General features: G+C 46.2%; 18 protein-coding genes. 4 read left to right on the plus strand and 14 right to left on the minus strand.

The features are described from left to right. Nucleotides 1-4 precede the first annotated feature (4 nt). The 4 genes from HMPREF0650_RS09760 to fusA2 form a co-directional block, all read right to left on the minus strand. Nucleotides 5-1,384, minus strand: coding sequence for an SLC13 family permease (locus tag HMPREF0650_RS09760; protein ID WP_004350467.1), 1,380 nt, complete (start codon nt 1,382-1,384; stop codon nt 5-7). 345 nt (nt 1,385-1,729) lie between these two features. Next, entirely contained in the window at nt 1,730-2,428 is a 699-nt protein-coding gene (gene rprY / locus HMPREF0650_RS09765) for a response regulator transcription factor RprY (RefSeq protein WP_004350468.1), read from the minus strand. Nucleotides 2,429-2,455: 27 nt separating this feature from the next. Continuing rightward, nucleotides 2,456-4,015, minus strand: a complete 1,560-nt coding sequence (locus HMPREF0650_RS09770; protein WP_040563118.1) for a sensor histidine kinase — start codon at nt 4,013-4,015, stop codon at nt 2,456-2,458. A 217-nt stretch (nt 4,016-4,232) separates the two neighbouring features. Continuing rightward, nucleotides 4,233-6,395 (minus strand): elongation factor G2, encoded by a 2,163-nt coding sequence (gene fusA2 / locus HMPREF0650_RS09775; protein ID WP_004350472.1) that lies wholly within the window; start codon nt 6,393-6,395, stop codon nt 4,233-4,235. 153 nt (nt 6,396-6,548) lie between these two features. On the opposite strand from fusA2, the gene hemW reads away from it, so the two are divergent. Then, the gene (gene hemW, locus HMPREF0650_RS09780; RefSeq protein WP_004350473.1) at nt 6,549-7,709 is read left to right on the plus strand and encodes a radical SAM family heme chaperone HemW; all 1,161 of its coding nucleotides are present in this window, start codon (nt 6,549-6,551) and stop codon (nt 7,707-7,709) included. Here the strand turns inward: hemW and HMPREF0650_RS09785 are convergent. Continuing rightward, nucleotides 7,684-8,028, minus strand: a complete 345-nt coding sequence (locus HMPREF0650_RS09785) for a hypothetical protein (protein WP_155813629.1) — start codon at nt 8,026-8,028, stop codon at nt 7,684-7,686. The two genes, hemW and HMPREF0650_RS09785, sit on opposite strands and share 26 nt — an antisense overlap. Next, the gene (locus HMPREF0650_RS09790) at nt 8,025-9,389 is read right to left on the minus strand and encodes a uracil-xanthine permease family protein (protein WP_040563145.1); all 1,365 of its coding nucleotides are present in this window, start codon (nt 9,387-9,389) and stop codon (nt 8,025-8,027) included. The genes HMPREF0650_RS09785 and HMPREF0650_RS09790 overlap by 4 nt, the downstream gene beginning before the upstream one ends. Before the next feature lie 171 nt (nt 9,390-9,560). Between HMPREF0650_RS09790 and HMPREF0650_RS09795 the strand changes: the two genes are divergently transcribed. Beyond that, on the plus strand, nt 9,561-10,715 hold the full coding sequence (locus HMPREF0650_RS09795; protein WP_004350482.1) for a lactonase family protein: 1,155 nt from the start codon (nt 9,561-9,563) through the stop codon (nt 10,713-10,715). 517 nt (nt 10,716-11,232) lie between these two features. Here HMPREF0650_RS09795 and HMPREF0650_RS09800 read toward each other — a convergent pair. Continuing rightward, nucleotides 11,233-12,252 carry an iron chelate uptake ABC transporter family permease subunit gene (locus tag HMPREF0650_RS09800; protein ID WP_004350483.1) on the minus strand — a complete coding sequence of 340 codons (1,020 nt, stop codon included), beginning with the start codon at nt 12,250-12,252 and terminating at the stop codon, nt 11,233-11,235. A gap of 65 nt (nt 12,253-12,317) precedes the next feature. Between HMPREF0650_RS09800 and HMPREF0650_RS09805 the strand changes: the two genes are divergently transcribed. Beyond that, complete coding sequence (locus HMPREF0650_RS09805) at nt 12,318-13,076, plus strand: tRNA threonylcarbamoyladenosine dehydratase (RefSeq protein WP_004350484.1); 759 nt, start codon at nt 12,318-12,320, stop codon at nt 13,074-13,076. 169 nt (nt 13,077-13,245) lie between these two features. On the opposite strand, the gene HMPREF0650_RS09810 is transcribed toward HMPREF0650_RS09805, so the two are convergent. From HMPREF0650_RS09810 to HMPREF0650_RS09825, 4 genes are all read right to left on the minus strand, one after another. Next, entirely contained in the window at nt 13,246-14,109 is an 864-nt protein-coding gene (locus HMPREF0650_RS09810; RefSeq protein WP_004350485.1) for a 4-hydroxy-3-methylbut-2-enyl diphosphate reductase, read from the minus strand. A gap of 7 nt (nt 14,110-14,116) precedes the next feature. Further along, the gene (locus HMPREF0650_RS09815) at nt 14,117-15,178 is read right to left on the minus strand and encodes a DUF1573 domain-containing protein (protein WP_004350486.1); all 1,062 of its coding nucleotides are present in this window, start codon (nt 15,176-15,178) and stop codon (nt 14,117-14,119) included. Nucleotides 15,179-15,181: 3 nt separating this feature from the next. Continuing rightward, nucleotides 15,182-20,704, minus strand: coding sequence for an alpha-2-macroglobulin family protein (locus tag HMPREF0650_RS09820; RefSeq protein WP_040563120.1), 5,523 nt, complete (start codon nt 20,702-20,704; stop codon nt 15,182-15,184). A gap of 390 nt (nt 20,705-21,094) precedes the next feature. After that, complete coding sequence (locus HMPREF0650_RS09825; RefSeq protein ID WP_004350490.1) at nt 21,095-21,685, minus strand: DUF4738 domain-containing protein; 591 nt, start codon at nt 21,683-21,685, stop codon at nt 21,095-21,097. A gap of 1,384 nt (nt 21,686-23,069) precedes the next feature. Here HMPREF0650_RS09825 and HMPREF0650_RS09835 point away from each other — a divergent pair. Then, a complete protein-coding gene (locus HMPREF0650_RS09835; RefSeq protein ID WP_004350492.1) occupies nt 23,070-23,585 on the plus strand; it encodes an Lrp/AsnC family transcriptional regulator in 516 nt (171 codons plus the stop codon). Nucleotides 23,586-23,711: 126 nt separating this feature from the next. On the opposite strand, the gene HMPREF0650_RS09840 is transcribed toward HMPREF0650_RS09835, so the two are convergent. The 3 genes from HMPREF0650_RS09840 to HMPREF0650_RS09850 are packed head-to-tail and all read right to left on the minus strand — an operon-like array spanning nt 23,712 to nt 25,972. Continuing rightward, nucleotides 23,712-24,620: a LysR substrate-binding domain-containing protein gene (locus HMPREF0650_RS09840; RefSeq protein WP_004350493.1), complete on the minus strand. Its 909-nt coding sequence runs from the start codon at nt 24,618-24,620 to the stop codon at nt 23,712-23,714. A gap of 31 nt (nt 24,621-24,651) precedes the next feature. Continuing rightward, entirely contained in the window at nt 24,652-25,149 is a 498-nt protein-coding gene (locus HMPREF0650_RS09845) for a threonine/serine exporter family protein (RefSeq protein WP_004350494.1), read from the minus strand. 10 nt (nt 25,150-25,159) lie between these two features. Next, nucleotides 25,160-25,972 carry a threonine/serine exporter family protein gene (locus HMPREF0650_RS09850; protein WP_081454887.1) on the minus strand — a complete coding sequence of 271 codons (813 nt, stop codon included), beginning with the start codon at nt 25,970-25,972 and terminating at the stop codon, nt 25,160-25,162. Between the last annotated feature and the right edge of the window lie 193 nt (nt 25,973-26,165).

Here is a 26,165-nt window from a genome sequence, read left to right on the forward strand (position 1 = left end):
TGTTTCATACAAAGATATATAGAGCCAGATAGCCCAACATGGTGCCCACCAATGCTTTCCACCCAATATTTCGCAAATACCAGACCACACGGATGCGTTCAGCCTTGATCAAGGCTAACCCACTCATCGAGCCAATGGCCAAGATGTTACCAGCTACGGCTGATGTGTATCCCACTATTTTCCAATATTCTCCGTCTTGTGCGAATGCTGACAGGGAAGCTGTGGTGTGAACATCTTGCACTGCATGAAGCGACAGCATACCCATGCCTGTAGCAAAGTTGTCTAAGATGGTGCTCACCAGTGCGCTCACTGCACCCAACATCCACACATTCTGCACTCCCTGGTCCAACAAAAGTGTAAACCGCTGCAAGAATCCTGTTTCCTGTAAAACACCGACAGCCAGCATGATGCCCATCACAAAGAGCATCATTTGTAGCACTCCGTATTGCAGCACGCGTGGTGTGCGGCGCTGTATCATCTGTTCTTCATTCATCAGTCGATGGTTGAACAATTCGTTCACCACCCAAAGAACGGATAGCACACAGAGCGCTCCGAGGAATGGACTCAACCGGGTGATATTACTAAACGACGGGATGAACCACAACCCACCAATGCCGATGAACAGCATCAACAATCGTTGTCGCACGTTGAGATTGGTATCATCGCCACGATAGGGCATCACAATCCACTCGGTCTGCATCCGCTCGGGCAACATCCGCCCCACCCAATAAGTTGGCAGTGCCCATGCAATGAGGCATGGGATGAGTAGCGACAGCGAATAGTTGGTTGGCGTAACGGCTCCTTGACTCCACAAAACCAATCCCATGGGATCGCCGATGACCGTTAGTGCTCCCCCACAATTGGCTGCCAAGACGATGGCCGAACCATAAATCATGCGATATCGCCTGTTTGGAATAATCTTGTGCATGATGGTGAGCATCATGACCGTAGTAGTGAGGTTGTCGAGATTGGCCGAGATGATAAACGTCACAATGGCCAGCCGCCATAATATTTTCTTGCTACTGCGCGTCTTCAACAGTTGGCTGATAAAATCGAAACAGCCATTATTGTTCAAAATCTCCACAATGGTCATCGTAGCCAACAAGAAGAGAACTATCTCGGAGGCATGACCCACATGCTTAAGAAACACGTGGCGGGCAATAAACTCTTTGACGAGTATTCCTGTAGATTCTGCTCCGTCCAAGAAGCTAACATAGTCGGTAGCGTGTCGGCTCATCACAAAATCAGTACCGTAACCGACATACAAAACCCATCCTACTGTTCCTGCAAATATGGCAACAGCAGCTTTATTGACGTTCGTCTTGCTTTCTGTGGCTATCAAGAGAAGGCAGACTGCTAAAATACTGACAATGATGGGTGTCATGATAAAGTGACTTAATCACCGCAAAGATACTAAATATAATATGAATTAAACAAAACAATTGTGTGATTTTTCCATTAAAACCTCAAAACAGCCTTGTACTTCGATTTTGAATCTTCACATGGAACATGCTTGGCAAACTCATTGACTTTAATGGGCAATTGCATTGACTTTAACGGGCAAACTCATTGACTTTGGGCCCCAAAACCAATGCTTTTAGATGAGCTTTATGACCTACTGTTTATCAACTACTTACAGATACCTGTATTCATTGAAAAAGGCACAGGACATAAACCCTGTGCCTTTGATTATTTTCCAATAAGATTTTCGCTTTGCTTGTAAACGATCTTAATCTTCCTCCGGTGTGATGAGCTTATAGCCCTTGCCGTGGATATTGATGATTTCAATCTGGTCGTCATCCTTCAAGTGCTTGCGCAACTTGGTGATGTAAACGTCCATGGAACGGGCGTTGAAATAGTTGTCGTCTATCCAGATAGTCTTCAAAGCAAAGTCGCGCTGCAGTATTTCGTTCGCATGTGAGCAGAGCAAAGACAGCAACTCGTTCTCCTTGGTTGTCAACTTGGTTTGCTTGTCACCGATGGTGAGCAACTGCTTCTGCGTATCGAACACAAACTTGCCGATTTTGTAAACTGTGGCTTCCTTGTTTTTCTTACCTCGTACACGGCGCAAGATGGCCTCCACACGCAACACAAGTTCCTCCATAGAGAATGGTTTGGTGATGTAATCATCGGCTCCAATCTTGAATCCCTCGAGGATATCTTCCTTCAAAACTTTTGCTGTGAGGAAGATGATGGGCATGTCTGCGTTGGCTTGGCGTATTTCCTGAGCCAGGGTGAACCCGTCTTTCTTAGGCATCATCACGTCCAGGACGCAGATATCAAACTTGTCCTTCAAGAACTCTCTATAGCCAACCTCACCATCTGGGCATAATGTTGCGGTATAACCCTTAGCCTGTAAATACTCGCGAAGCAGCATTCCTAAATTCTCATCATCTTCACACAATAGAATTTTTATTTTCTCTTCCATAGTCTTGTATTTATTAATGAATAATTATTAATCTTTAATGACGGGGAGTTTGATTGTAAACTTAGTCCCCTTTCTGTATTCACTGTCAACGGCTATCTCACCATCGTGTAGTTCCACAATTTGCTTGACATAAGCCAATCCCAGCCCAAATCCTTTCACATCGTGCACATTCCCAGTATGGACGCGGTAGAATTTCTCGAAAACTTTCTTCAAATTTTCTTTCTTGATGCCCAGTCCCGTGTCGCGAATTGACAGATACAAATGCTGATCATCGTTCCAAGTAGACATGTAGATGTCCAGCGGCTGATCAGGTTTTCCGTACTTCACGGCATTGTCCATCAGGTTGAAAATGGCGTTTTGGAAGTGTACTTCATCAACGTAAATGGTAGAGTCAACGGCACCTATGTCCGTATATATCCTTCCTCCGGTATGTTCAACACGCAATGAGAACGAATGGGCAATGCTCTCAACCATCTCGTTGAGGTCCAATTCCTTCTTCTTGAACACGGTTTTCTTACGATCGAACATGGACATCTGCAACACCTTCTCCACCAAAAACCGCAGACGCTTGGTCTCTTCTTGTATCACCCCACCAAGATGGTTAATCATAGACTCGCTCTTGGTCAGGCTCTTGTCATTCAACATCTGCGCAGCCAACGAGATACTGGCGATTGGTGTCTTCAATTCGTGCGTCATGTTGTTGATGAAGTCGTTCTTAATCTCGGTATACCGTTTCTGCCTGAACACCACAACAATGGTGAAAATAAACGTCACCAGCAGGATGAAGGTGAAAACAATAGCTGGCATCATGAACCTTACTGAAGAAAAGATGTAGCTGTTCATATCGGGGAAGTGCACCTTCACCACTCCCATTTTCGATGCGGGGTCATTACGGAACAACACCTGTGAATAAGTATATTCCTCCCCTTTCTCTGAATAGTCAGAACATCTGTACACCTCGCGCCCATCCTGTGTCGTCACACGAAAGTGATATGGGATGTTGATTCCATTGTTCATCAGTTCCGACTTGAGGTCTTGATCCAACAATTTGAAGTTGACTCGCTCTTTCAGTGGCTTGTCTGAAGCTGAATACAAGATGGAATAAACCACCTCGTCGAGCAACGCTTTCTGGTAGATGTACCGGTTCTTGACAATCTCCTGCAACGACTTTGAAGCTTCTGACAGAGAGTTTTTATCGTTTTGCAGAATCATTCCCTTGGGCATCTGTGAGGGTTTCACCGTGATGGTCTTTAACTCAAAGGCCGAATACATGGTTCCATCCTTGCCCGTCACCGAGAACTGGTGGGACTGTTGCAACGTACCGTCGGGCTTTCCTGAACGAGTTCCAATCGAGTCTTGTATAAAAGCTCTCCGTTCTGTCTCGTTCACATCCTTCTGTAGGTAGCGCCACGTCTCGTTATATTCCAAGTTGCGTGATGCCTGATTCAAGGCTCTGTTGACCGATTCGTCAAACTGTTCCTTCTTCATGTCGGCCATTTCCTGAAAGTATTTCAACTGCAGGAAAAGCAACACCAGGAACGAAAGCCCCATGATTGTTGAGATGACCCAAATTGTTCTCTTCTTCATACAACACAAAGATAATAATTTTCTTAATTGCTTAACAATAAGCTGTTAAATATTTCTCTATTATTATCGATAATTAACGAATTGTATAATTATAATTATATATATTAGATTATAAAACAGAATTATCAAGAATGAGTATTAAGCTTGTGAACTCTTCAAACAGAAAAGGTGTGACATGGCGAACCACATCACACCCTTTGACTTGTAAACAAACGGTTTACTCTTCCTCATTTGCGAGTTCAGCCTCATGCTCTTCTATGAGCTTCGCTTGCAAATCGTTTGGTACTAACTCGTAACTTGAGAACTTGGTCGTGAACGACGCACGTCCGCCAGTCAGCGAACTCAACGAGATGGAGTAGCTGGACAATTCTTTCAATGGTATCTTGGCAGACAGTTTTTGGTATCCTGCCTCGCTATCCATTCCCATAATCAATGCACGACGGCCTTGCAAATCGCTCATCACATCGCCCATATAGTCAGCAGGAACATACACTTCCAAATCATAAATTGGTTCAAGAATCTTGGGACCGGCAGCCTTAAACGCCTGTGAGAAGGCGTGACGCGCAGCCAAGGTGAACGACAATTCATTGGAATCTACCGGGTGCATCTTGCCATCGTACACCACAACCCGAACATCACGCGCATAACTTCCGGTCAATGGTCCATGCTCAATGCAGTCCATTACACCTTTCAGGATAGCGGGCATGAAACGCAAGTCGATGGCGCCACCAACCACGGAGTTGATAAATACCAACTTACCACCCCACTCTAAGTCGATTTCCTCCTTACTCTTGATGTTCATCTTGAACTCCTGACCGTTAAACTTGTAAACCGTTGGGTCAGGCATGCCTTCGGCATAAGGTTCCACAATCAGGTGAACCTCACCAAACTGGCCTGCACCTCCCGATTGTTTCTTATGTCGATAGTCGGCTCTGGCTTGCTTGGTAATGGTTTCGCGGTAAGGTATTTTGGCTTCCACAAAGGTCACAGGCAACTTCTCATTGTTCTCCAAACGCCATTTCAAGGTACGCAAGTGGAACTCACCTTGTCCGTGAACAATGGTCTGGCGCAATTCTTTGGATTGTTCAACCACCCATGTCGGATCTTCTTGACGCATCTTCAGCAAGGCAGCCATCACCTTTTCTGTATCAGCAGAATTAACAGCTTTAATGGCACGACTGTACTTTGAATTAGGATATTTGATGAAGTCGAAACGCCACTCACAATCCTTTCCATTCAACGTATTACCCGTTTTAACATCCTTCAACTTAACCGTGCATCCTATATCGCCTGCGTTCAGCTGGTCTACTGCTATACGGTTGGCACCCGCACAAGCATACAATTGGCCAATACGTTCTTTCGATCCGCGGTCTACATTGGTCAAATCATCGCCTGATTTCACGCTACCACTCATGACCTTGAAATAAGATACCTCGCCAATATGTGGTTCCATTCCGGTCTTGAAGAAGTAAAGTGACGTTGGACCTTGTGCATCTGGAGCCACTTCCTCACCGCGTGTATTGTGGATTTTCGGCATTTCACTCACAAAAGGAACAACATTTCCCAAGAACTCCATCAGTCTTCGTACACCTTTATCCTCACCAGCGCAAACACAGAATACAGGGAAGATACTGCGCGTGACAAGCCCCTTGCGGATTCCTTCACGCAATTCATCCTCACTAAGTTTCTCTTCTTCGAAAAATTTCTCCATCAAACTATCATCATTCTCTGCTGCTGCTTCTACAAGTTGTCTATGCAGTTCCATGGCTTTTTCCATCTGGTTTTCTGGAATATCCTCAATAATAGGCATTCCACCTTCAGCCTTCCAGGAATACTTCTTCATCAACAGCACGTCAATGATTTCGTTAAAGTTGGCTCCTGTCTCCACTGGATATTGTATTTGAACACACTTGGAGCCATAAATATCTTTCATGGTATTGATGACAGCATCATAATCACATTTGTCTGAATCAAGCTGATTAACCAAGAAGATGACGGGCTTCTTCAGTTTTTCCGTGTATCTAAAGTTGTTCTGCGTACCCACTTCTGGTCCATATTGCCCGTTGATGAGAATCACAGCTTGGTCGGTAACATTCAAAGCAGTGATGGCTCCACCCACAAAGTCATCCGAACCGGGACAGTCAATGATGTTCAGTTTTTTGTTATTCCATTCTACATGAAATACAGTAGGGAACACCGAATAGCCGTATTCCTGCTCAACTGGAAAATAATCACTGACGGTATTTTTGGCCTCTACTGATCCACGGCGCTTGATGATACCACTGCCAAACAGCATACTCTCGGCAAGTGTGGTCTTGCCGCTACCCGCACTGCCAAGCAATGCGATGTTTTTAATTTCGTTCGTTTGATATACTCTCATAACGGTTATAGATTTTAAAAAGGGTTAGTATTACGTTATTTAAGATTATGCCGTCTAAGTTAGGCATTTTTTGAATAAAGACAAAAGTATTATGGAAAAAATATAACATATTTAAATCAAATTAGTACTTTTGCATGAAAATAGTCCATACCCATGGCTGGCTTATACATACACATTCCTTTTTGCGCCAGTCGCTGCATTTATTGTGGCTTCTACTCCACCACGCACCTTGATGTGCGCCAACAATATGTTGATGCTTTGTGCCGAGAGATGCAGTTGAGACGCCATTACCTGCCCACGACAGACGACACAAGTGCTGTTGCTCAGCCTCTGATTTCCACCATATATTTAGGTGGAGGTACCCCTTCCCAACTCACTCCTGCACAACTTCAACAGATTTTCTGTACCATCGTCACGGTTTTCTTTCATGGAGATGATACGCTGATGCGCACCCATTGTGAGGTAACCATGGAGTGTAATCCCGACGATATCACCCCGTCATTTGTTCAATTCCTACAGCATTCGCCAGTGAACCGAGTGAGCATGGGTGTACAATCATTCAGCAACGAGCGTTTGAAGTTTCTTCACAGGCGCCATCATGCGCAAGATATTTCTCCTGTCGTGCAGCAACTTCGAAGCATAGGCATTGACAACATCAGTGTAGATTTGATGTTTGGCTTTCCCAACCAAACACTCGACGAATGGAAACTGGACATCCAAAAGGCCCTTGCGCTACGAGTTGAGCACATTTCGGCTTACAGTTTGATGTACGAAGAAGGCACACCACTCTATCAACTACTAAGAAATAATAAGGTGAAAGAAATTGATGACGAACTTTCTTTGACCATGTATCAAACTTTAGTGGATGAGCTGAAAGCTTCGGGATATGAACATTACGAAATCAGCAACTTCGCCAAACCTGGCAAACGGAGCCAACACAACAGCAGTTATTGGCACGCCATACCCTATCTGGGCATCGGTGCGTCGGCCCACTCGTACGACATTCAATCGCGACAGTGGAACGTTTCCAACATCAAGGAATACATCTCGTCCATCGAACAAGGTGAGATTCCCTTCGAGCGCGAATGGCTTGACGACGATACCCGCTACAATGACTTGATAACAACCGCACTGAGAACATCCGAAGGCATCAACTTATCGATGCTCAGCCCTAAGCACAAAACCTATCTTTTACAACAAGCAGAAAAGCAAATCGCCCAGAACCTCTTGGAGATTCGGGGCGACTCAATTCGTTTGACGGCGCAAGGACTGTATGTAAGCGATGCCATCATGGCTGATTTAATTTACGCTTAAAAGCTTCGTATGCCTGTGCTTTGACCTCTTTTTCCACCTCGTCCAACGGACGATGACCAGAAACAGCTGACTTGACCCAGACACATACCAAGAATACAACAATGACAGCTCCCGCAGAGGCCAACCACTTCAGCACCTCACTTTCACTACTAACCACGTTGAACGTCAGGATTCCCACCACAACAGGCAAGGCCCAAAGCAGCCAATCGAAGCCCGTTCGCATCTTATAGCTTTCTTCTATCTCTCGATACTCTTTGTTCTTCGCCAGAAGTTCACGGCGGTTTTCCAGCCAATAACGCTCAAAGTCCTCCTCCATCATGCTTCTTCCTCCTCGGTACGCTTAGGCAACGCCAAGTTAAGTACTACGCCCGTAATGGCACTCAGGCCAATACCACTCATCTTGGTCAGTTCGCTTTCACCACCAGGAAGCAAAAAGAAGATCAAGGTACTTAAAGCAATGCCACCTAATATAATAAGTAACACTTTGACCAAACCTTGCTTCATGGCATTGGCATAAACCAAACAACTAACCATGAGAATGCCGATGATTACGCCACGCAGACTGAAATCGAGCATCGCGCCACCAATTCCCAGCGTCAAAGTCACCGACACAATAATGATATTGCGTTGATTGTTAAGATTTACTTTGTGCTGAATCAGATTTTGAACTCCCACACTGGCAATGGTTCCAAACAGCAACAGCATGATTCCTCCCAGCACTGCTTGCGGAATACTCTGCAACAGAGCACTCAGTTTTCCAATCACAGAGAACACGATAGCCGTCAATGCTGCGATGCGGATGACCTGCGGATGAGTCACTTTGGTAATCTGCATGGCACCCGTCACCTCCGAGTAAGTGGTCACGGGAGGGCCACCAAAGAAGGCTGCCGCAAGACATGCCAACCCATCACCCAACATGGTGCGGTGCAATCCCGGCTCTTTCACGAAGTCTTTGTCAGCCACTGCGCTCACCACATACACGTCGCCGATGTGCTCTATTACCGGTGCAATGGCAACAGGAATCATGTAGATAAATGGCTTCCAAGCAAACTCGGGCCAATGAAAATGGGCCAATGAGCCGGGCAAGGCAAACCACGACGCCTCATGCACTTTCGTGAAATCCACTTCACCCATCAGGGAAGCGACGATGAATCCAACCACAATGCCACACACGATGGGCACTAATTTAATTAACCCCTTGCCGAGTGTCAGTACAAGGATGGCCGTCAACAAGGATACAAAGGCCAACGCCCAGTTCTCTTTGGCCATGTTCACGGCCGATCCCGACAAGGACAAACCAATGAGGATAATCACCGGACCGATGACAACGGGCGGGAACAACCGATCAAGGAGCTTCCTTCCCTGCCATTTAATCAAGGCACTCATCACAAAATAAACCAAGGCTACGCCAGCAATACCCGCCAACGTACCAGCCATGCCCCACATCTTGGAGGCCTCAATGATAGGTGCGATGAAAGCAAAGCTTGAGCCTAAGAAAATAGGTACCTTCCCTTTCGTTACCAAATGAAAGATGAAAGTACCTATACCAGCGGTAAACAATGCTGTTGCCGGGTCCAAACCTACCAACAATGGAACCAAAACGGTTGCACCGAATGCAACAAAGAGAAATTGCACTCCCACAATTCCCTTACGTAAAGGAGTTAATTCAATGGTATTCATCATGCAGGCAAAATTACAAATTAATATCGAATTGTGAATAAAAAAACAATAAATGATTGCTACAGTGCAAGAAAATGAATATCTTTGTCTTGGTCAATCGTACCTTGTACGGTTTGCCCATCACCTCTTGTTTCATCCGATATGACGATCATCAATAACAAAACATACTTTATGAAAATCAAGAATTTACTTTTACTCGCCTTGACTGTCTTCGGCCAAGTGACGTTACAGGCACAAGACAACATCAAACTAATCGTTGGAACCTATACCAATGGCACCAGCAAAGGCATTTACTCTTTCAACTTCAATCAGTCCACCGGACAGGCCTCACCTCTCGACACGCTCGAACTGAAGAACCCATCATTCTTAACACTCGCCTCAGACGGCACGATGATTTATGCCGTAAGCGAAAACCATGACGAGTCGGCAGCGGTTAACGCCATCACGTTTGACAAGACAACGGGACACATGCAGCTGCAAAGTTCGTTCCCCACGAAGGGCGAAGACCCTTGCTATGTGGAGACCAACGGCAACCTGTTGCTGACGGCCAACTATTCAGGAGGCTCCATGAGCGTGTACCCCTTGAACGTAGACGGGTCGCTCTCAGCCATGTCGCAACAATTCAAAGGCTCGATAGGTGGACCAAACTCTGAGCGTCAACAGGCGCCACACGTTCATTGCGCACGATTCCTTCCCGACGGAAATGGCGTTATTGCTACTGATTTCAGTGCCGACCAACTGCTGCGATTCGAACTGGAAGACATGAAATCACTGGGTAACGCCAACGTTACCGCAAAGCTGTCCAAAGGTTCAGGACCTCGCCATATCGCCTTCAGCACCGACAGCAGGTTTGTTTATGTGATGAGCGAACTGTCTGGAGCGGTCACCGCATACCAGTATAACTTTGGCAATATGAAGAAAATACAGGAGATACAGTCTGATGAAGTGGGTGCACAAGGCGGCGCAGACATTCACGTTTCACCCGACGGCAGATTCTTGTATACCAGTAACCGACTGAAAAACGACGGCATTGCCATCTTCAAAATCAATCAAAAAACAGGCTTGTTGACAAAGGTAGGCTATCAGCGAACAGGCATCCACCCACGTCATTTCAACATTACCCCCAACGGACGGTTCTTACTTTGCGCCTGTCGCGACGACAACACCATTCAGGTTTTCCGCATCAACAGTGCCAATGGCTTACTGACCGACACGCATCAAAACATCTCGGTGGATAAGGCGGTGTGCGTACAGTTCTACCCCATCGTGATGCAACCTGACATCCAGGGTGACGGTGTGTTTAGGGTGATAGAAGTGACAAAATAAGTTTGTCGATTCATCTGCCTAAAACCATCATCCCCCTTCTGACCTATTTTTGTCCTTATAAATGACAAAAAAATGGCCATTGTAAAATGATGAAATAGAAAAAATCAATAGGCAAACGACCCGCCTACATGACTTTTATTTCCAACAAATAGGTTGTTTTAGCAGAAAGTCATTGAGATTGTGCGACAATAGCATGCATATTGCCGCACAATCTGCATGCTATTGGGGCTCAACAGCATTGTTTTTTCACCGTTTTTCTTGGCTTTTTGGGGAAAAATCGGGAGTAAAAAAATCTGTTTTTTCACCTCTCATTCCACAACACTCTGATTCACTTGCATTTATACAAATCGCCCATATTTTACGTATTTGCGTCGAGCTGCATGCTTGTTTGCAAAGAAGCCAAGCACGGAAGCATGCTCGTAAAAATCTTTCTCAAACGATAGTAGAATTTTCCTATGCAAATAATCTATCTACTCCCCTCCCCTTTGGGGAGGGGTTGGGGGTGAGGCTCTTTCTTCTATCTCTTCCAAATAATATAGATAATCACCGGTGCGCCAATCAATGGAGTTACGGCATTGAGTGGCAAGATGCCTTGCGAACCGGGCAACACGCAAACAAGTTGGCACAAAAGAGCAATCAACGCCCCCATGGCCATGGTGATGGGAAGCAATTGAAGATGGTTGTCGGTGCCAATCACAAGACGCGCCAAGTGAGGAACAGCAAGCCCGATGAATGCCACCGGACCGCAATAAGCCGTGGTAACGGCCGTGAGCCATCCAGTAATCACCAAGAGCCAACTGCGCACCGAGCGCACGTCTACGCCCAAGTTGCGCGCGTATGTTTCGCCCAACAACAGAGCATTGAGAGGTTTAATCAGCAAAACGGAACCCACCAACCCTACCACAATCGCACATGTGAACATGGGCAGTTGCGACAACGACACGCCACCAAAGTTGCCCATGCCCCACATGGTAAACGACTTTACGCCCTCTTGGGTGGCGAAAAAGTTGAGAAGGGCAATGGCAGACGAGGCCAAATAACCAATCATCATGCCGATAATGAGCAGCATCACACTGCTTTTCACCCACTGGGCGAACATGAAAATGATGCCTGTCACGGCCATGGCACCCACAAACGCAGCCAACAAGACAGCCCATGCCCCACCTACGCTGAACAAAGCCGTGGACACACTGCCGCCCAGCAACAGCATAACGAGAGCCACGCCCAATGCGGCACCGCTGTTGATGCCAAAAATAGAAGGACCTGCCAAGGGGTTTTGAAACGACGTTTGCAACAGCAAACCAGAAGTGGAGAGTGCGGCCCCGCACAGCAACGCCGTGAGGGCTTGCGGCAAACGCGACTGGAGGATGATGAATTGCCAACTGGGTTTGCCCACATCTTGCCCGGACAAAATAGCCAACACATCCTGCGTAGGTATCGAAACGCTACCTACCAACAAGTTGAGCATCAGCAAAAGGCAGATGCAAAACAATAAAGCCAAACTCAAAACAATGATATTGTTCTTTGTCATACCCATGGGCAAAGTTAGTTAAAAAGTGGGATAAAATCGCTAACTTTGCACACGGAATAAAGAAACAGGATATGGAAAATCAGTTTACCCGAACCGAAATGCTCTTTGGCACCGCGGCCCTGGAAAAGCTAAGCCAATCGCATGTCATGGTTTTTGGCGTGGGCGGCGTGGGCAGTTATGTGGTGGAAGTGCTGGCGCGCAGCGGAGTTGGAGAAATCAGTTTGGTAGATAACGACGAGGTAAGCCTCTCGAACATCAACCGACAACTGGTGGCATTGCATTCAACCCTCGGGCAAAAGAAGGTGGAGGTGGCGCGAAAGCGCATCTTAGACATCAATCCCCACTGCAAAGTGCATGCGCATGCACTGTTTTATTTGCCAGAAACAGCACATGAAATTGACCTGTCAGCTTGCGATTATGTGGTAGATTGCATTGATACCATGGCCGCCAAACTGGAGATTATCAAACAATGTGACGCGCTGCACATACCCATGATTGCCTGTATGGGGGCAGCCAACAAGATGGATGCCACTCGTTTTAAGGTGGCAGACATCAGCAAAACGCAGATGGATCCGCTGGCAAAGGTTATCAGAAAGAAACTTAGAAAGTTGGGAATTGCCCACCTCAAGGTGGTTTATAGTGACGAACAGCCCCAAAAGCCGTTTCCCATAGCGCCAACCAAAGAGGCCTCATCAGCACCAGAATCCGCATTATCAGCACCAATCGTTACCAATAAAAAGCGGTCGGTACCAGCCAGCAATGCGTTTGTTCCTGCCACCGCAGGACTGATTGTTGGGGGTGAAGTGGTAAAAGATTTGTGTGATTTATAGCTTGGAGCCAGGAGTTAGCGGGAGTAAAAAGGGAGTTAAGCGGAGATATCGGACAAATGTCTGTTTACTCACTCTTAACTCCTAATAACTCCAGTTAACTCCTTCGCATGATAAACAGACATTTGTCCGATAACTCCCGCTTAACTCCAGATAACTCCAGTTAACTCCTTTACTGCCCCAGCTTCTGCAAGATATAATCCCGACACTTCTCCATGAGCCACTTAGGCGTGCTGGTAGCCCCACAAATGCCAATGGTATTAACACCTTGCAACCAATCGAAATCGATTTCGTCTACATCCTCTATATGGTAACTATTGGGGTTCACACGCTTACACTCTTTGAATAAGACACGCCCATTCGAACTCTTTCGTCCACTCATGAAGAGTATCAAATCATGCTTAGACGCAAAGTTAGCAATGTTGGGCATACGGTTTGCCACCTGTCTACAAATGGTATCGAAGCTGCGAAAGACGGCATCGGGCGAGATGTGCGATTGTATGTAATCAATCACCCGATGAAACTCATCGAGGCTCTTGGTGGTTTGAGAATACAAATAAATGTCGCGTGAGAAGTCCAACAGCTTCACGTCGTCTACCTTTTCTATCACAATCGCATTGCTTTGGGTTTGACCTACTAAGCCCAACACTTCGGCATGACCAGTCTTTCCGAAGATCACAATTTGCGCATCAGGATGATTTTCGTATTGTTTTTTAATGCGACGTTGCAACGCCAGCACCACCGGACAGGTGGCATCTATAATCTCGATGTTGTTTTTTCGAGCCAATTCGTAGGTTTCGGGGGGTTCTCCATGTGCCCTCAACAACACTTTCACATCGTGCAGTTGGCGTAAATCATCGTGGTTAATGGTCACCAGTCCGCGTTCATGCAGACGCTTCACTTCAATACCATTGTGCACAATATCGCCCAAGCAGTACAGCGTTTCACCCTTAGCTAACTCTTCCTGCGCTTTCTGTATGGCCGTTGTCACGCCGAAACAAAAGCCACTGCCACTATCAATTTCTATTTGTACCATCGGAAAATCAGTTCACATGGATATCAATAATCACCTTAGGCAACTCCGGGTCGTTGGTAATCATCAAAATACGTGGTTTACTCTTAGCTTTTTTCAATTGCGCTGCGATAGCCGTCACTTTGAGTTTGGCGGTCTGGCCAGGCTCCAATTTCGACTTATTGAGCGATATCTGCAAACCTCCCGTGAACATCTGCACGCTCTCTATCTCGAGTTTGCTCTTCCCAATGTTTTGGATGAAGATTTGTCCTTTCAGCTTTTTCTTACGCCCAAAGGTGCCCAAATCCAACTTGGTTGCAGAGAGCTGCATCTTCGGTTGGGGCATGTGCTCGGCTGTTGCCTGATCATCGAATTCAGGTAGAAGCACAGCTGAGACAGTCAACTCATTGTCGGGATTCACTTTATCACCCGGAACAAACCCCATATAGATGGACGTCTGGGTCAGTCCGTAGTCGCGTATCAGCTTGGAATTCAAGGTGATGGTTGCCACTCCGGCACGACCTGGAGCAATGCGTGAGGGTGACACGTCGGCTGAAAGATAGTTGGGTAGATGCATCAAGATGGGCTGTGCCATCTGCGTCGTGTTGTTCTTGATGTGTATCTTAGCCTGCGGACGCTCGCCACGATTCACATCATCAAACTCGATGTTGTTGACATCGGTTTGCAACATGCCTAAAGTAAAGGGATAAGACCCACTGAAATCAATGATTTCATCTACGACTTTACCCTTCAAGGTCAACTCCAAAGGAGCGGCAGCGCCATTGCTGTAAATGCGAACCAGCTTGTTGAAAGTTCCCATTTGTTTGGCGTCATAGGTGACTTTCACGACAGCTGAGCCGTGTGAAGCGATGGCTTGGCGAGGATAATCTACAGAGGTGCAGCCGCAACTGGTCAGCACTTTGCTGATAGCGAGCGGCTTTTCACTGGTGTTCCTGATGTCATACGCCACCGTCACGGGAGCCTTATAAACGACTTGTCCGCAATCTATCACCTCGTTGACGGCTGTCATCTGCTGCGCAGAAGACAGGAGTGGAAGCGCCATGAGCGCGAATATCATGAGTTTTCGATTCATCTTTTATTGTATATTCAAAGTTTTGGCAGCCTCCCTACCATTGTACTCCGGACTGTAAGCACACTGAATGGTGCAAATGCCCGTTTGGTAGGTACCGGCTCTGTCTATGTAATAGTCTGTTTCTATGCGATGTTTTCCTTTGCCGAGGCGGTCGAAATAATAGTTGGTGGCATTGTCTTTTGGTGCACAGTAGTAGCCTAGATGATAGCCACTCAACTGACCTATCGGCTCAAGACATGCCGCACGCTTATCCTGTAGCTGCACGAAGTCGTAGTCGCGGTCGGCTTCTATCTCGATTCTCACGGTCACCCTGTCGCCCACCTTCAGATTCGTTGCAGGCTTACCATTATATAATAAGGTACGCGTTACCTTAATTCCAGACGACTGACTGGCCACTTCGGTGGACTTCTGCATGAACTGTGCGTACACAGCTCCCCATGATGTGCCGGCTGAAGTCTTGTTCACAGCAAGCGTTCGCACATCCTTGCCCGGCTTCGACACCTTGACATAACCCAGTCCTGCGGTGGCCTTAGGCAGGTCAACAGGCTGGTTGTCTATCTTGATAACGGCATCTTGGGACGACTGGGTGAGCTTTTCGGTGGCACCTTGCAAGAAGGCAAACACCGCATTCACGCTGTTAATGGGCGTATCCCAAGCCTGTGTGCGCTTGGATTGCAGCAGCCAGCGTTGCATTTCCTCAATGCTGGGGTCGCCAGGACGCAGACGTTTGGTGGCCTCGATGGCTGCCACCTGAGACGGTATGCGATAGTCGCACCAGGTATACTGGGCGCGCGGCGTGTCGAAATAGCGTCCCATTTCCTCTTTGTACACACTGTATTCCTGCACGCTTTGCAGGTATTCCTTGGCCAATTCGTGTTTACCATACTGTGAAAGTATAATCGCTGAATTGGCTTTCCCATAGATCGTCAATGCCGAAGGCTTCTTGGCGAGCAAGTCAACAAGGTATTTAACGGTGGAGGTCGATGGTCTTTCAGCCAACGCATGGATGTACAAATAGTCGCAAGCCGCCTCACTGGGAGCCAGATTCTTGCTTCCTTTTGCTTTCAATTCTTTCAACTGAACCACCTCCTCAGCCGCCTTCTTATCCAAATATGCAAGAGCCTGCCGGATGATTGGCGTTGTTACCTGCTGCTTACCAATGAGCGCATTCAACCGAACCAACATCTTGACTACCGCCGTTGTCATGTAACGACTGCCCGACATGCCCTTCCACCAACTGAAAGAGCCGTCAGGATTTTGCAGTTTTGACAGCTTGTCGAGGACAGAGTTCAATCGGTAGTCCATCGTGTTTGGGTCGAAAAAAGTGACCAGTTGCTGCTTCTGCTCGCTCTCACGGTTTGCATCGGCCACCCAAGGCGTTTCCTCAAGCACCATTGTTTTGAGTGATTGGTTCTTTTCCAGACTACTCATGAGCGAGGTATCACTACCCTTTTCCTGCTTCCACAGGCTGATGGTCGACTTCAGTTGCGGTGCTTCGTTCAACAGATAACGCCCAATGCTGTTGGCATAATAGGCTGCTGCCAGACTGATGGCATTGTCGGCGTCAGGCGTTCCCATCGATGGAAGTGCCTGAACCATAAGCCATGCCGGGTTGTTAGTGTATTCGATGGTCAGCCGATTGGCAGCATCATCCACGGGGAAGAGCTGTTTCAAGTCAATCGTCTTGGTGCCAGGGGCATGCTGCGTAAATGGTACAGTGGTGGTCACCCATTCCTTCGCGGGCAGAATGGGCAGGTAATGCTGTTCGCCATCGCTGTATCCCTTACCGCTTACCGTGACGCGTGCGATGAGCAACGACAGCTGCGGATGGGCGGCAAGCAGACGGATTACGTCGAAATCGAAGACAACCGAAACGGTGGTATCGGGCTGTAGACGGCAGGTCTGCTGTTTACTGAACACCACACCCTCGGTTTCAGGGTTGATCAACTCCAGTTGCACGGTGCCTTCCACCACCCGTTTAGAGGTGCTGATGATGCGCGTCGACAGCGTGGCATGATCGCCCATACGCACAAAACGCGGCATATTGGGCTGCACCATGACGGTCTTTTGCGCCACAATCTCGTCCTTGAGCATGCCATGACGCATCGCCTTGTCGTGCGCAAGGCCCATGAACTGCCATGTGGTGACACTCTCCGGCAAGGTAAACCTCAAGCTCACATTGCCTTTGTCGTCAGACAGCAAGGCCGGGAAGAAGAAGGCTGTCTCGCTCAAGTTCTCGCGAACGCTCATTCGTGAGGCAGGTTGTTGGGGCTGAGATGCCTCTGCCAAAGCTGGCGAAGCGGTGTCATCATCAGATGCTTCCCTTGCATTGCTCCCTTCAGCTGTCGCTTTCAGCACCATGCCACCAGACTGCTTGGCCGTCGCAGACATAGGCATGGCCTTCATCGCACGGCTTCCATACAGCCTGCCCTCAAGGGCTGCCAAGAGCACCTCCCCTCTGGGGTCGATTGCAAACACCTCGTCAAAACGACTGAAATCAAGATTCCGTTCACGAAGAGACGCAACGGGAGCATCACCATAGAGAACAGCTTCAGTAAAGTTTAACCCGCTCCATTGGGTAAAAGGCAAGGCTGGATGGTAGGTCGTATTGAACCTCCAATCGTGTTTTCTGATTTCATTGAGCGTTTGGTCGAACAACACAGCCATCAACTGAGCCTGCGCTGGCGAGCCATCTGGCTTGGTAATTTGCAACGACCACTCCTCCTTTTGCCCTGGGGTGAGGCGATTGCGGAAAGTCTTCCATGCTACCATCAACCGCTTGTCGGGCTGCGGTTTTTGTATCATCTGACGATGACTGTATAGCTTACCATTCTTCACCCATGCGTAGTTGACAAGCAATCCCTTGTCATATTGGGGCGAATAAGTCAGCTTCTTCTTGATCAGCTGGTTGTTGATTTCAAGCGTTCCGCTATCAATGACACGGTCGCCAGCAATCATTGTGTACACCACATGCACCTGCATGTCAGACGAACCAAACAACAGATACACCGGTCTACCCTTGTGTGGGAAGGTGTCTGATGTGACATAAAAGAAATCGGAGGTCTTGACAACGGGTTTCTTGTCATCAAGAGAGAAGATGACAAACGTCTGTTCAAGCGTATCATTGCCGCAAATGGCGACTAAATGATGCTCGCCCGAAGACAGATTCTTCAACCCCTGAACGGTCGGCTCATTGGTTTTTACTGAATAAGCATGCCCATCTATCGTATAATTTACTTGTCCTTCGACAGGCTGACCTGCATTATTGATGTACCTGAAGGTAACAGATGGGATGCTGTCTCGCAAGCTTTGAGCCGGCAAATTGCAGGTGAGCAAGGTTGGTTTGTCGCTCAATGGTAGACGAGTTTCAGCCGAATGGCTCTCTCCGCCAGCGTCAGTGACATCGACATGAACCTCGAACGAATAGTAACGGGCAACGTGATGGCTGTAATCATCGGGCATTTCCATCGGCACAGGAACCGTGAAGCGTCCGTCACTGTCAGTCACCAAGGTGTCTTTGGCGACCATAACTTCCCGGTCTTTATTCATACGATAGAACCACCACATGGCAGGTCTGCGCACAACTGTGTACTTAACTTTGGCTGATTGGACAGGAACACCAGCGAAACTCTTCACATGTCCAACCACATTCACAGTGTCACCGGTTTGATATTTCTCTTTCACTTCATCGAAAGAGACCTGGAAGGTAGGACGTTTATATTCTTCGACAGAAAAGTATACGTAACCGTTATTGCCAAAGTTTGTGCGCAATGAGAACATGCCAGTAAGTCCAGAGGATGGCAAAACAAAGTCGGTTGAAGCGGTTCCAAAATCGTCCGTGACCACCTCTTTTGTGGCTACAACTTTATAATTGGCATCACGCAACGTCAAAGTCATGGTCTGATGGGCAACTGCCTCTGTACGTTCATCATCCACCCTTCGGTAAACAATGGCTGCAGCATGTACGGTCTGTCCAGGACGATAGATGCTTCGATCCGTATAAAGCTCAACCTGCGGGCGAACTGGTATTCGATCTTTTGAGAATTGTCCATAAGCATTGAAATAAGTTTCCGCACAAGCTTGATCTTCATCTGTATAAGGATAAATGGATTGATTGGACGACCTACCCATTTCGTACACCGCCTCACCTTGCTCATTGCAGGTCAAGGTTTGGGAATGACGTTTGTTATCATAATTGTTACCGTTTGTGATTCTAATCTTAGCGTTCGGCAATGGCTGTCCTGTGGTTGCACTCACAGCAACCAATCGTACCCGGTTGTTGGGCAGTGTCTGTGACATGAGATACATATCGCTGACCCGCAACAAGGCACGCTGTGGCTTGATGGACTTATTGTTGGTGGTCATCTCCACGAGATACACGCCGATTGGCAAGCCTTTGATGGTCATCGTGTCGCGCATGACTTGATAGTCTGGCAATCCAACGTATCGCTTTGAGGCTGTGTACACCGGTGTTTTAGAAACAATATGCGTCTTGATTTTTGCATAGTCGCGTGGGTCATTGGGATGAAGTGAGGTATCGCCTTTCAGATTAAGGCGCCACACCGACATATCCAACTGATCGATATTGCAGATTTGCATGATGACCACTTGCCGCTCCTGATGAGGAATTTGGACGCTTTCTCCCAGTGAGAGATGGAACATTGGCAACGTCAGCCGTGCCTTGGCGTTACGCAGTATGTTCATTCGAGGCCACGCTCCCCATTGAGCCAGTGCATAATTGATGTAGTTCATCTTGCTTTCGGCAGAAGCATCGTCAGCCTGCTCCATAAAACGATAGCGCTCGATGGCCAGTTCACCTGCCACGGAGAGATCTTTATAGTGGTCAATCAACGAATCGATGGTCAGCAGATATTTCGACTTCCTCACCTGCATCACGTCCCCATCTCTATCTTGTCGCACGCGCAGCAAGGCCGTGATGCACGCTGCAGGACGGTTGTTTTGTTTTTGATAATAATCGTGCAGCATCCCATAAGCCTCAGCCTCCATGCCCAATACATGCAAGAGATCGTTGCCGAAAATCTTACTGTCGATGCCTTCTATCACCATGGGCACATACTCCGAGGCCTTATGAGCAGCCAACAAGTCGGGATGCGACAAGGATTTGCGGTAATACTCCTCACTCAACTCCTTACTGTTGTCCGACAGTTGGACATTCTCCCGATATAGACGACCTAACGACGATTGATAAACAGCAGCCAAAACCGGATCTTGCTTCTCGGCCTTGTGCATACTGGCGACCAGTCTTTCTACCTCAACCGTCAATGAATCGGGCGATACCTGATTAGCGAGGGAGCCGTGTAGCAATTCAGCTTTCAAGAGATGGCCGTATCGTTTATCGGCCTGTGCCTTGGTTATAATCTTCTTCAGCACATTCATGGACGTCTTAGGTAGATCCTTTTGCTGTGCTCGCTCATACTGCTTCCAAAGTATAGTATAACTGTCTGCCATCAGGTGAGACGGCAGCATCAGTAAAGAAGCTATCAACATCATTATGATTTTTTTCATACCTTAACCCTTGTTTTTATAAAAGACTTAGGAAGCATGCAGATGACAGAACTGTATTCTACCAAAACACACACCGTTCGTTATTTGCAAAGATAGTGCAAGCCGAAGGCAAAGGAAGTTTACTTACTTTGTTAAGGCGATGCCTATCTTATGCAAAGATAACAAAAATCGAATAATAGCCACAAGAATTATCATTCTTTATGACGATTTAAGTGCTAGCTAAAAAATGGATGCCGATTAGCGAATAAACAGAAAAGATGTCAAAAAAGAAGTTACACCAAACAAAGCAATCACCCAACCCTCATGAAGAAATGCCGTTGGGCGTGGAGTCATGGGGATAGAAACAAAGAAAAGATGTGCCAGTACGAAGCTGCCAAATGATGGTCTACCCTACACACCATCATCGTCATCTTCTGTATCAACTTCCGATTCCTCACCCTCCGTGTTACCGGTATCCAACAGGGTATCTTTCTGGATGGATACAGCACCAAGGTTTGATATCTTCATAACCAAAGGAACATACTCGTCACTCATTTTGTCGGGCGAGCCGATACTCACTGCAAAAATGAGGTTATTGCCTTCAACCTTGTCAAAAACAATGCCTAACAATGCGCTGTTTTTACGATAAAGTTCATCAACATAGTTTACAAAATCAGCTTTCGTAAACGTCCTACCATAGAATTCGCTTTGGTCTTTTCGAACGATACACAGTTTTATCTTATTATCATAATATTTGTTGCCTGCCCCATCATCCGCTAACGGTAGCGAAGAGTCAGCTTGCCTTGATACATTCACATGATACACCGAGCCAACCCATTCCACAGGAATTGACTGCTCGTAGTCGCTCATGGATTGCGTAGCCTTCTGCTTGACAGGCTTTGGTTTCTGCGTGATAATATTCTTATCTTGTTTCTTTTCAGAACAAGACACGATACCACAACCTACAACTATAACCAAAAATAAACGTAAATACAATCGCATGAGTTGATTCTATATTTAATGTTTCCTATCTTATAACTTACTTGTGGCGTGTTGTGCTTCATCCCCCATCATCAGGAAGAAAACCAGAACCGCCCATCATTTGCAAAGGTACAAATAAAAAATGACAAAAAACTCATTGCACACAAACAAGACAAAAAAAAGAAAAGCGCCCGCTAATCACTTAGGGGACGCTCAGAATCATCCTGATCTTACAAACTAATTCCTACTGAATCACATTTAAATATATAAAAGTTCAGTTCTTGTTTTTATCTACTGTTATGCGCAACTAATCATTTAGTTGATTATGGTCACGAAATATCCTCCATCTCTAGCAAGAGCTATCTGGCAATATAGCGATTTCTTCCCAATTGGGTAGTTCACCTACTCCACGGGTATCGTATTGTTGCATAGTGCCTTCTTAGGCATGCTTCTATATGCGTTGTCAACCTCTAAACTCAAGACTACCATTAAAATGGCCAAAATCAAGCGCTTTTATTAAGTTAAAGTCTAGTTAAATTACTGTGTCGATTTTATGTTATGACGAGAGTACAACAAAAAGGTTTAATTCTGTAAATAAAAAAAATGAATTGTAAAGGTATTATTTTTGAAATATAATGACATTTAAACTTCATTCTAACAACCATTCAACCGCCAATAACGTCGATAATTAAATAGAAATAGAAATGAAAGTAGTGAATAAAAATACAAACAACATATTTTACAAATAAAACCAAAGAAATGGTTAATCAATTCCATAAAAGTAAGCATTCTGGTGAATGAATCACATTAAAATGGAGTTTGACTAATCAGGACGTTCGTACCTTTTCATCTTCATGAATTGGTTATTGAAAAATGGATGAGCGTGCTACGGACGACACGATTTGTACATTATTTTACGCAAATAATGCCCCAAAAATGGCTCTTCAAAAGTTTCAATCTAGAAAAAATCAATAGGCAAACAGGCAGCAAACAAGTGATGATTCGGTTAAAAAAAGCAGTTTTTCTCGCAAAAGCTATGAGATTAAACGGCAAAAGGCATCAGTTTACACCACAAAAGAGATGACATTGGAGCGTTAAAGCATGCAAATTAGTATTGAAAAGCAATGACTTTGGCTGAAATCAACGTGAACTACCGAGGAGAAGCAACGCATGAAGGAGATAAAATATTGACAATCAATAGCTTATCAACATCGCTCATTATCGGCGTATTTTCGGTCAGCAGCCAGTTTGTTTGTAAATAAGCCAAGGAGAAGAAAGATGGTTGTCAAGAAAAAATACCGCCAAATGACCATTGATTACAAAAAATATTTAAATCGTTGTGGAAAACAACACTTTGTAGTATATTTGCACATTATTCATAAAATTAAAATATATAAAAGTAAAAATGGGACACCATAATCTAGACGCATTAGATAAGAAGATTCTCACTATGATTGCTGAGGATGCCCGGACTCCATTTCTGGAGATTGCCCGCGCATGCAACGTTAGCGGAGCAGCCATTCATCAGCGTGTGCAAAAATTGATAAATTTGGGAGTGATTAAGGGTTCGGGATTCATATTCGATCCAGAGAAGATTGGCTACGAAACCTGCGCTTTCGTTGGTCTGCACTTGAAAGATCCAAGTGATTTTGACCGAGTGGCCGACGAATTGAAGAAGATTCCGGAGGTGGTAGAATGCCATTGCCCAACGGGTGATTATGATTTGTTCATCAAGCTATATGCCACAAACAATCATCACCTGATGAGCATTATCTATGATAAATTGCAACCCCTGGGACTGTCGGGAAGCGAAACCATGATTTCGTTCCGCACCGTAATCGATCGCCAATTGCCCGTTGCTCAGATGAAGATAGAAGAACGCAGCGAGATGGTTGATGAAGAGGCAGATCCAGAGCCGTAGTTTTACGAGAAAGAAACAACACCAAATATAACGGGTGGAAGATAAATACATTTTTGAGTATTTAACTTCCACCCGATTTGATGGGTAGCGTCTGGCGCAGTTTCTACTCTTCTTGAACGAAAAAACTTAGAGCAATTTGGCCAAAGAGGAATATTTGAGAATGGCTCTTGACTGACTGAGGAGCCGATAAAACTCGCGTGCTGAATTTTTGACATAGGCTTGTTTGAGCAGATGGATGCATCCCTCCATATCATTGCCTGCCATTTCGAGCGGGATGGCAACGAGGCCATCTTCATCATGAATGGTGGCTTCGGCCAATATTGTGATGAGCTTGCTTTGTCTAATCAGCTTCAGCAAGATGCTCACGTCGTTGAGTTCAACGCGGATTTTAAGTTTGCTGTTTACGCTATGAATCATATCATCGAACGAGTTGCGAGCCTGCAAGCCGCGTGCCGGCATGGCTGCATCGTACAACACCAAATCGTCAAGGGTCAGCGACTTACGCTTTGCCAATGGATGTTGCTCACTGACCACCACGGACAGATGGTTGTTGAAGAGCACATGGCTCTCTATCTTATCGTTTCTGTCAGTAGGTTTGAAGGCCAGCACAAAGTCAACTTCCCGTCGTTGCAACATGTCCATGAGCTCACTCATGGTTTTATAAAAAACATTGAGGCGCACATGTGGGTACAGTTTCATGAATTCGAGAACGGTCTCGGTAAGCAAAGGACTGAACGTGAACGTAACGCCAATGTTCAATTCGCCCGTCAGCATGTTCTTCAGGTCGTCCATCTTCTGCGTGCAATCATCGACATCAATCATCACTTTTCGGGCATATCGCATGAATTGTTGCCCGGCTTCGGTGAGCGAAACCTCGTGACTGTTTCGCTCAAACAAGATGGTGTCGAATTCGTTCTCAAGCTGGCGTATCTGTTGAGAGAGGGTGCTCTGTGTGATGAACAGCGCCTTTGATGCCTCAGAGAAATTCAACAATTCGGCCACCTTGAGAAAGTATTTTATTTGTCTCAGTTCCATAGTTTACCTCTTTCAGTTTGTTACATCATATTCAATCTACATGACGGGTAGCGCGATAGGATATCTTGTTGAGGAAGAAGATGGGCAATGTGGCACCCAACACCATTCCTAAAATGTCAAAAGCGCAAGTGAATCCGTTTGATGTACAAAGATACAAATAATGATTGAATAAATCTTCATCCTGTGTAAACAAACACATAACCAAAGCCTCGACAGTTCGATAGGCATACATACCAGGAATCATCGGCAAGAGAGATGGGAAAGAGAAAGTCTCAGGTGGACACTTAGCCATTCTGGCCAGTGCCACTGCCATGAAGCCAATGACCAAAGAGGCCACGAAACTGGCTACGATAAGGCTCTCTGGGTGATAGGCGTTGTTCATCAAGAAATATCTCACGCCATGGCCTACGGCTGAGATGAGGGCGCAATAAGGATACGCATTGTGCGGTGGGTTGCTGATACTGGCAAATCCTATGCCTGCCAGAGCACCAAAGAATGCGTCTTCTAAAACGCATAAAAAGAATGCCATAACTATACGATTAAAACATTTTGAGATTCATCAGCAGTATGCCACCAGCCAATCCAACAGAGAGGCAGAACGTAAGGATCATGGAATTCATGAATCTGCTGAAAGACACAAGATACTGACCTTGTATAAGATCGCTAAGACTGTTGATATACGGGATGCCTGGTATGAGGTACAAAACACTGGTACCCAATGCCACATCGGGCTTGTCACCCAGTCCGAAGACATATCCCGCCGTTCCGATGACGGCAGAAAAGAAAGCACAAACCATGAAAACCAGTTTGACATCCACATGTTCTTCCAACAACACCTGCTTCAATCGGAAGCCCAACAGCGTAGCCACGAAGACGATGACCATGGCCAACAAATCGCCACCGAACAAGCGGCAGAATGACATATTTGCAAGTGAAGCAAGGAACAACACCACACACTTGTTGGTAAACGGCGCAGAAATGATGCGTGCAAACTCAGTCTGAGCCTCCTCAAACTGTATTTGTCCGTCAGAAACTGCCCAACTGAGTTTGCTCAGTTGGGTGTTTTTGTAAAAGCTGATACCTGTGTCCGGCGTCTTCTTGAAGTACACGCTCGATTGTCCCGTTGCCGGATCAGAGTGTGCCAGATGGATACTACCCGGCAAAATAGTCATTTCAATGTTTAGCTTCCACACCTTGGCCATGCGGTCTACGTTCTTCTTTATGCGTGTGCAGGTCGCCCCACAGCCATAAAGCCATGAGGCATAGTCGGCAAGAAACAGGCATATTGACTTGGTTTGATCAACCACTGGCAATTGATTATTCTTCGTCCCAGTTATAGATATCGAATTCATCTGAAAGCTCTAAGAATTTATGTCCTTTGGTGTGTCTTCTCATTTTAACTGCTTCACGTATGATGAAGATGACACCTAACATTAAAATAACACTACTCCAAATAATGATTTGATTGTCCATAATTACTATCTTGTTAAAGTTTTACGCTGCAAAGGTAGGAGGATAAACAACCGATTTTACGCTTCTGTTACG

Origin of the sequence: Hoylesella buccalis ATCC 35310 (assembly GCF_000177075.1) — a bacterium.
GTDB lineage: Bacteria > Bacteroidota > Bacteroidia > Bacteroidales > Bacteroidaceae > Prevotella > Prevotella buccalis.

Excerpts from the sequence above, each read along its gene's own strand:
- HMPREF0650_RS09760 (WP_004350467.1), bottom strand. The coding sequence starts at position 1,384 with ATGACACCCATCATTGTCAGTATTTTAGCAGTCTGCCTTCTCTTGATA.
- rprY (WP_004350468.1), bottom strand. The coding sequence starts at position 2,428 with ATGGAAGAGAAAATAAAAATTCTATTGTGTGAAGATGATGAGAATTTA.
- HMPREF0650_RS09770 (WP_040563118.1), bottom strand. The coding sequence starts at position 4,015 with ATGAAGAAGAGAACAATTTGGGTCATCTCAACAATCATGGGGCTTTCG.
- fusA2 (WP_004350472.1), bottom strand. The coding sequence starts at position 6,395 with ATGAGAGTATATCAAACGAACGAAATTAAAAACATCGCATTGCTTGGC.
- hemW (WP_004350473.1), top strand. The coding sequence starts at position 6,549 with ATGGCTGGCTTATACATACACATTCCTTTTTGCGCCAGTCGCTGCATT.
- HMPREF0650_RS09785 (WP_155813629.1), bottom strand. The coding sequence starts at position 8,028 with ATGATGGAGGAGGACTTTGAGCGTTATTGGCTGGAAAACCGCCGTGAA.
- HMPREF0650_RS09790 (WP_040563145.1), bottom strand. The coding sequence starts at position 9,389 with ATGAATACCATTGAATTAACTCCTTTACGTAAGGGAATTGTGGGAGTG.
- HMPREF0650_RS09795 (WP_004350482.1), top strand. The coding sequence starts at position 9,561 with ATGAAAATCAAGAATTTACTTTTACTCGCCTTGACTGTCTTCGGCCAA.
- HMPREF0650_RS09800 (WP_004350483.1), bottom strand. The coding sequence starts at position 12,252 with ATGGGTATGACAAAGAACAATATCATTGTTTTGAGTTTGGCTTTATTG.
- HMPREF0650_RS09805 (WP_004350484.1), top strand. The coding sequence starts at position 12,318 with ATGGAAAATCAGTTTACCCGAACCGAAATGCTCTTTGGCACCGCGGCC.
- HMPREF0650_RS09810 (WP_004350485.1), bottom strand. The coding sequence starts at position 14,109 with ATGGTACAAATAGAAATTGATAGTGGCAGTGGCTTTTGTTTCGGCGTG.
- HMPREF0650_RS09815 (WP_004350486.1), bottom strand. The coding sequence starts at position 15,178 with ATGAATCGAAAACTCATGATATTCGCGCTCATGGCGCTTCCACTCCTG.
- HMPREF0650_RS09820 (WP_040563120.1), bottom strand. The coding sequence starts at position 20,704 with ATGAAAAAAATCATAATGATGTTGATAGCTTCTTTACTGATGCTGCCG.
- HMPREF0650_RS09825 (WP_004350490.1), bottom strand. The coding sequence starts at position 21,685 with ATGCGATTGTATTTACGTTTATTTTTGGTTATAGTTGTAGGTTGTGGT.
- HMPREF0650_RS09835 (WP_004350492.1), top strand. The coding sequence starts at position 23,070 with ATGGGACACCATAATCTAGACGCATTAGATAAGAAGATTCTCACTATG.
- HMPREF0650_RS09840 (WP_004350493.1), bottom strand. The coding sequence starts at position 24,620 with ATGGAACTGAGACAAATAAAATACTTTCTCAAGGTGGCCGAATTGTTG.
- HMPREF0650_RS09845 (WP_004350494.1), bottom strand. The coding sequence starts at position 25,149 with ATGGCATTCTTTTTATGCGTTTTAGAAGACGCATTCTTTGGTGCTCTG.
- HMPREF0650_RS09850 (WP_081454887.1), bottom strand. The coding sequence starts at position 25,972 with ATGAATTCGATATCTATAACTGGGACGAAGAATAATCAATTGCCAGTG.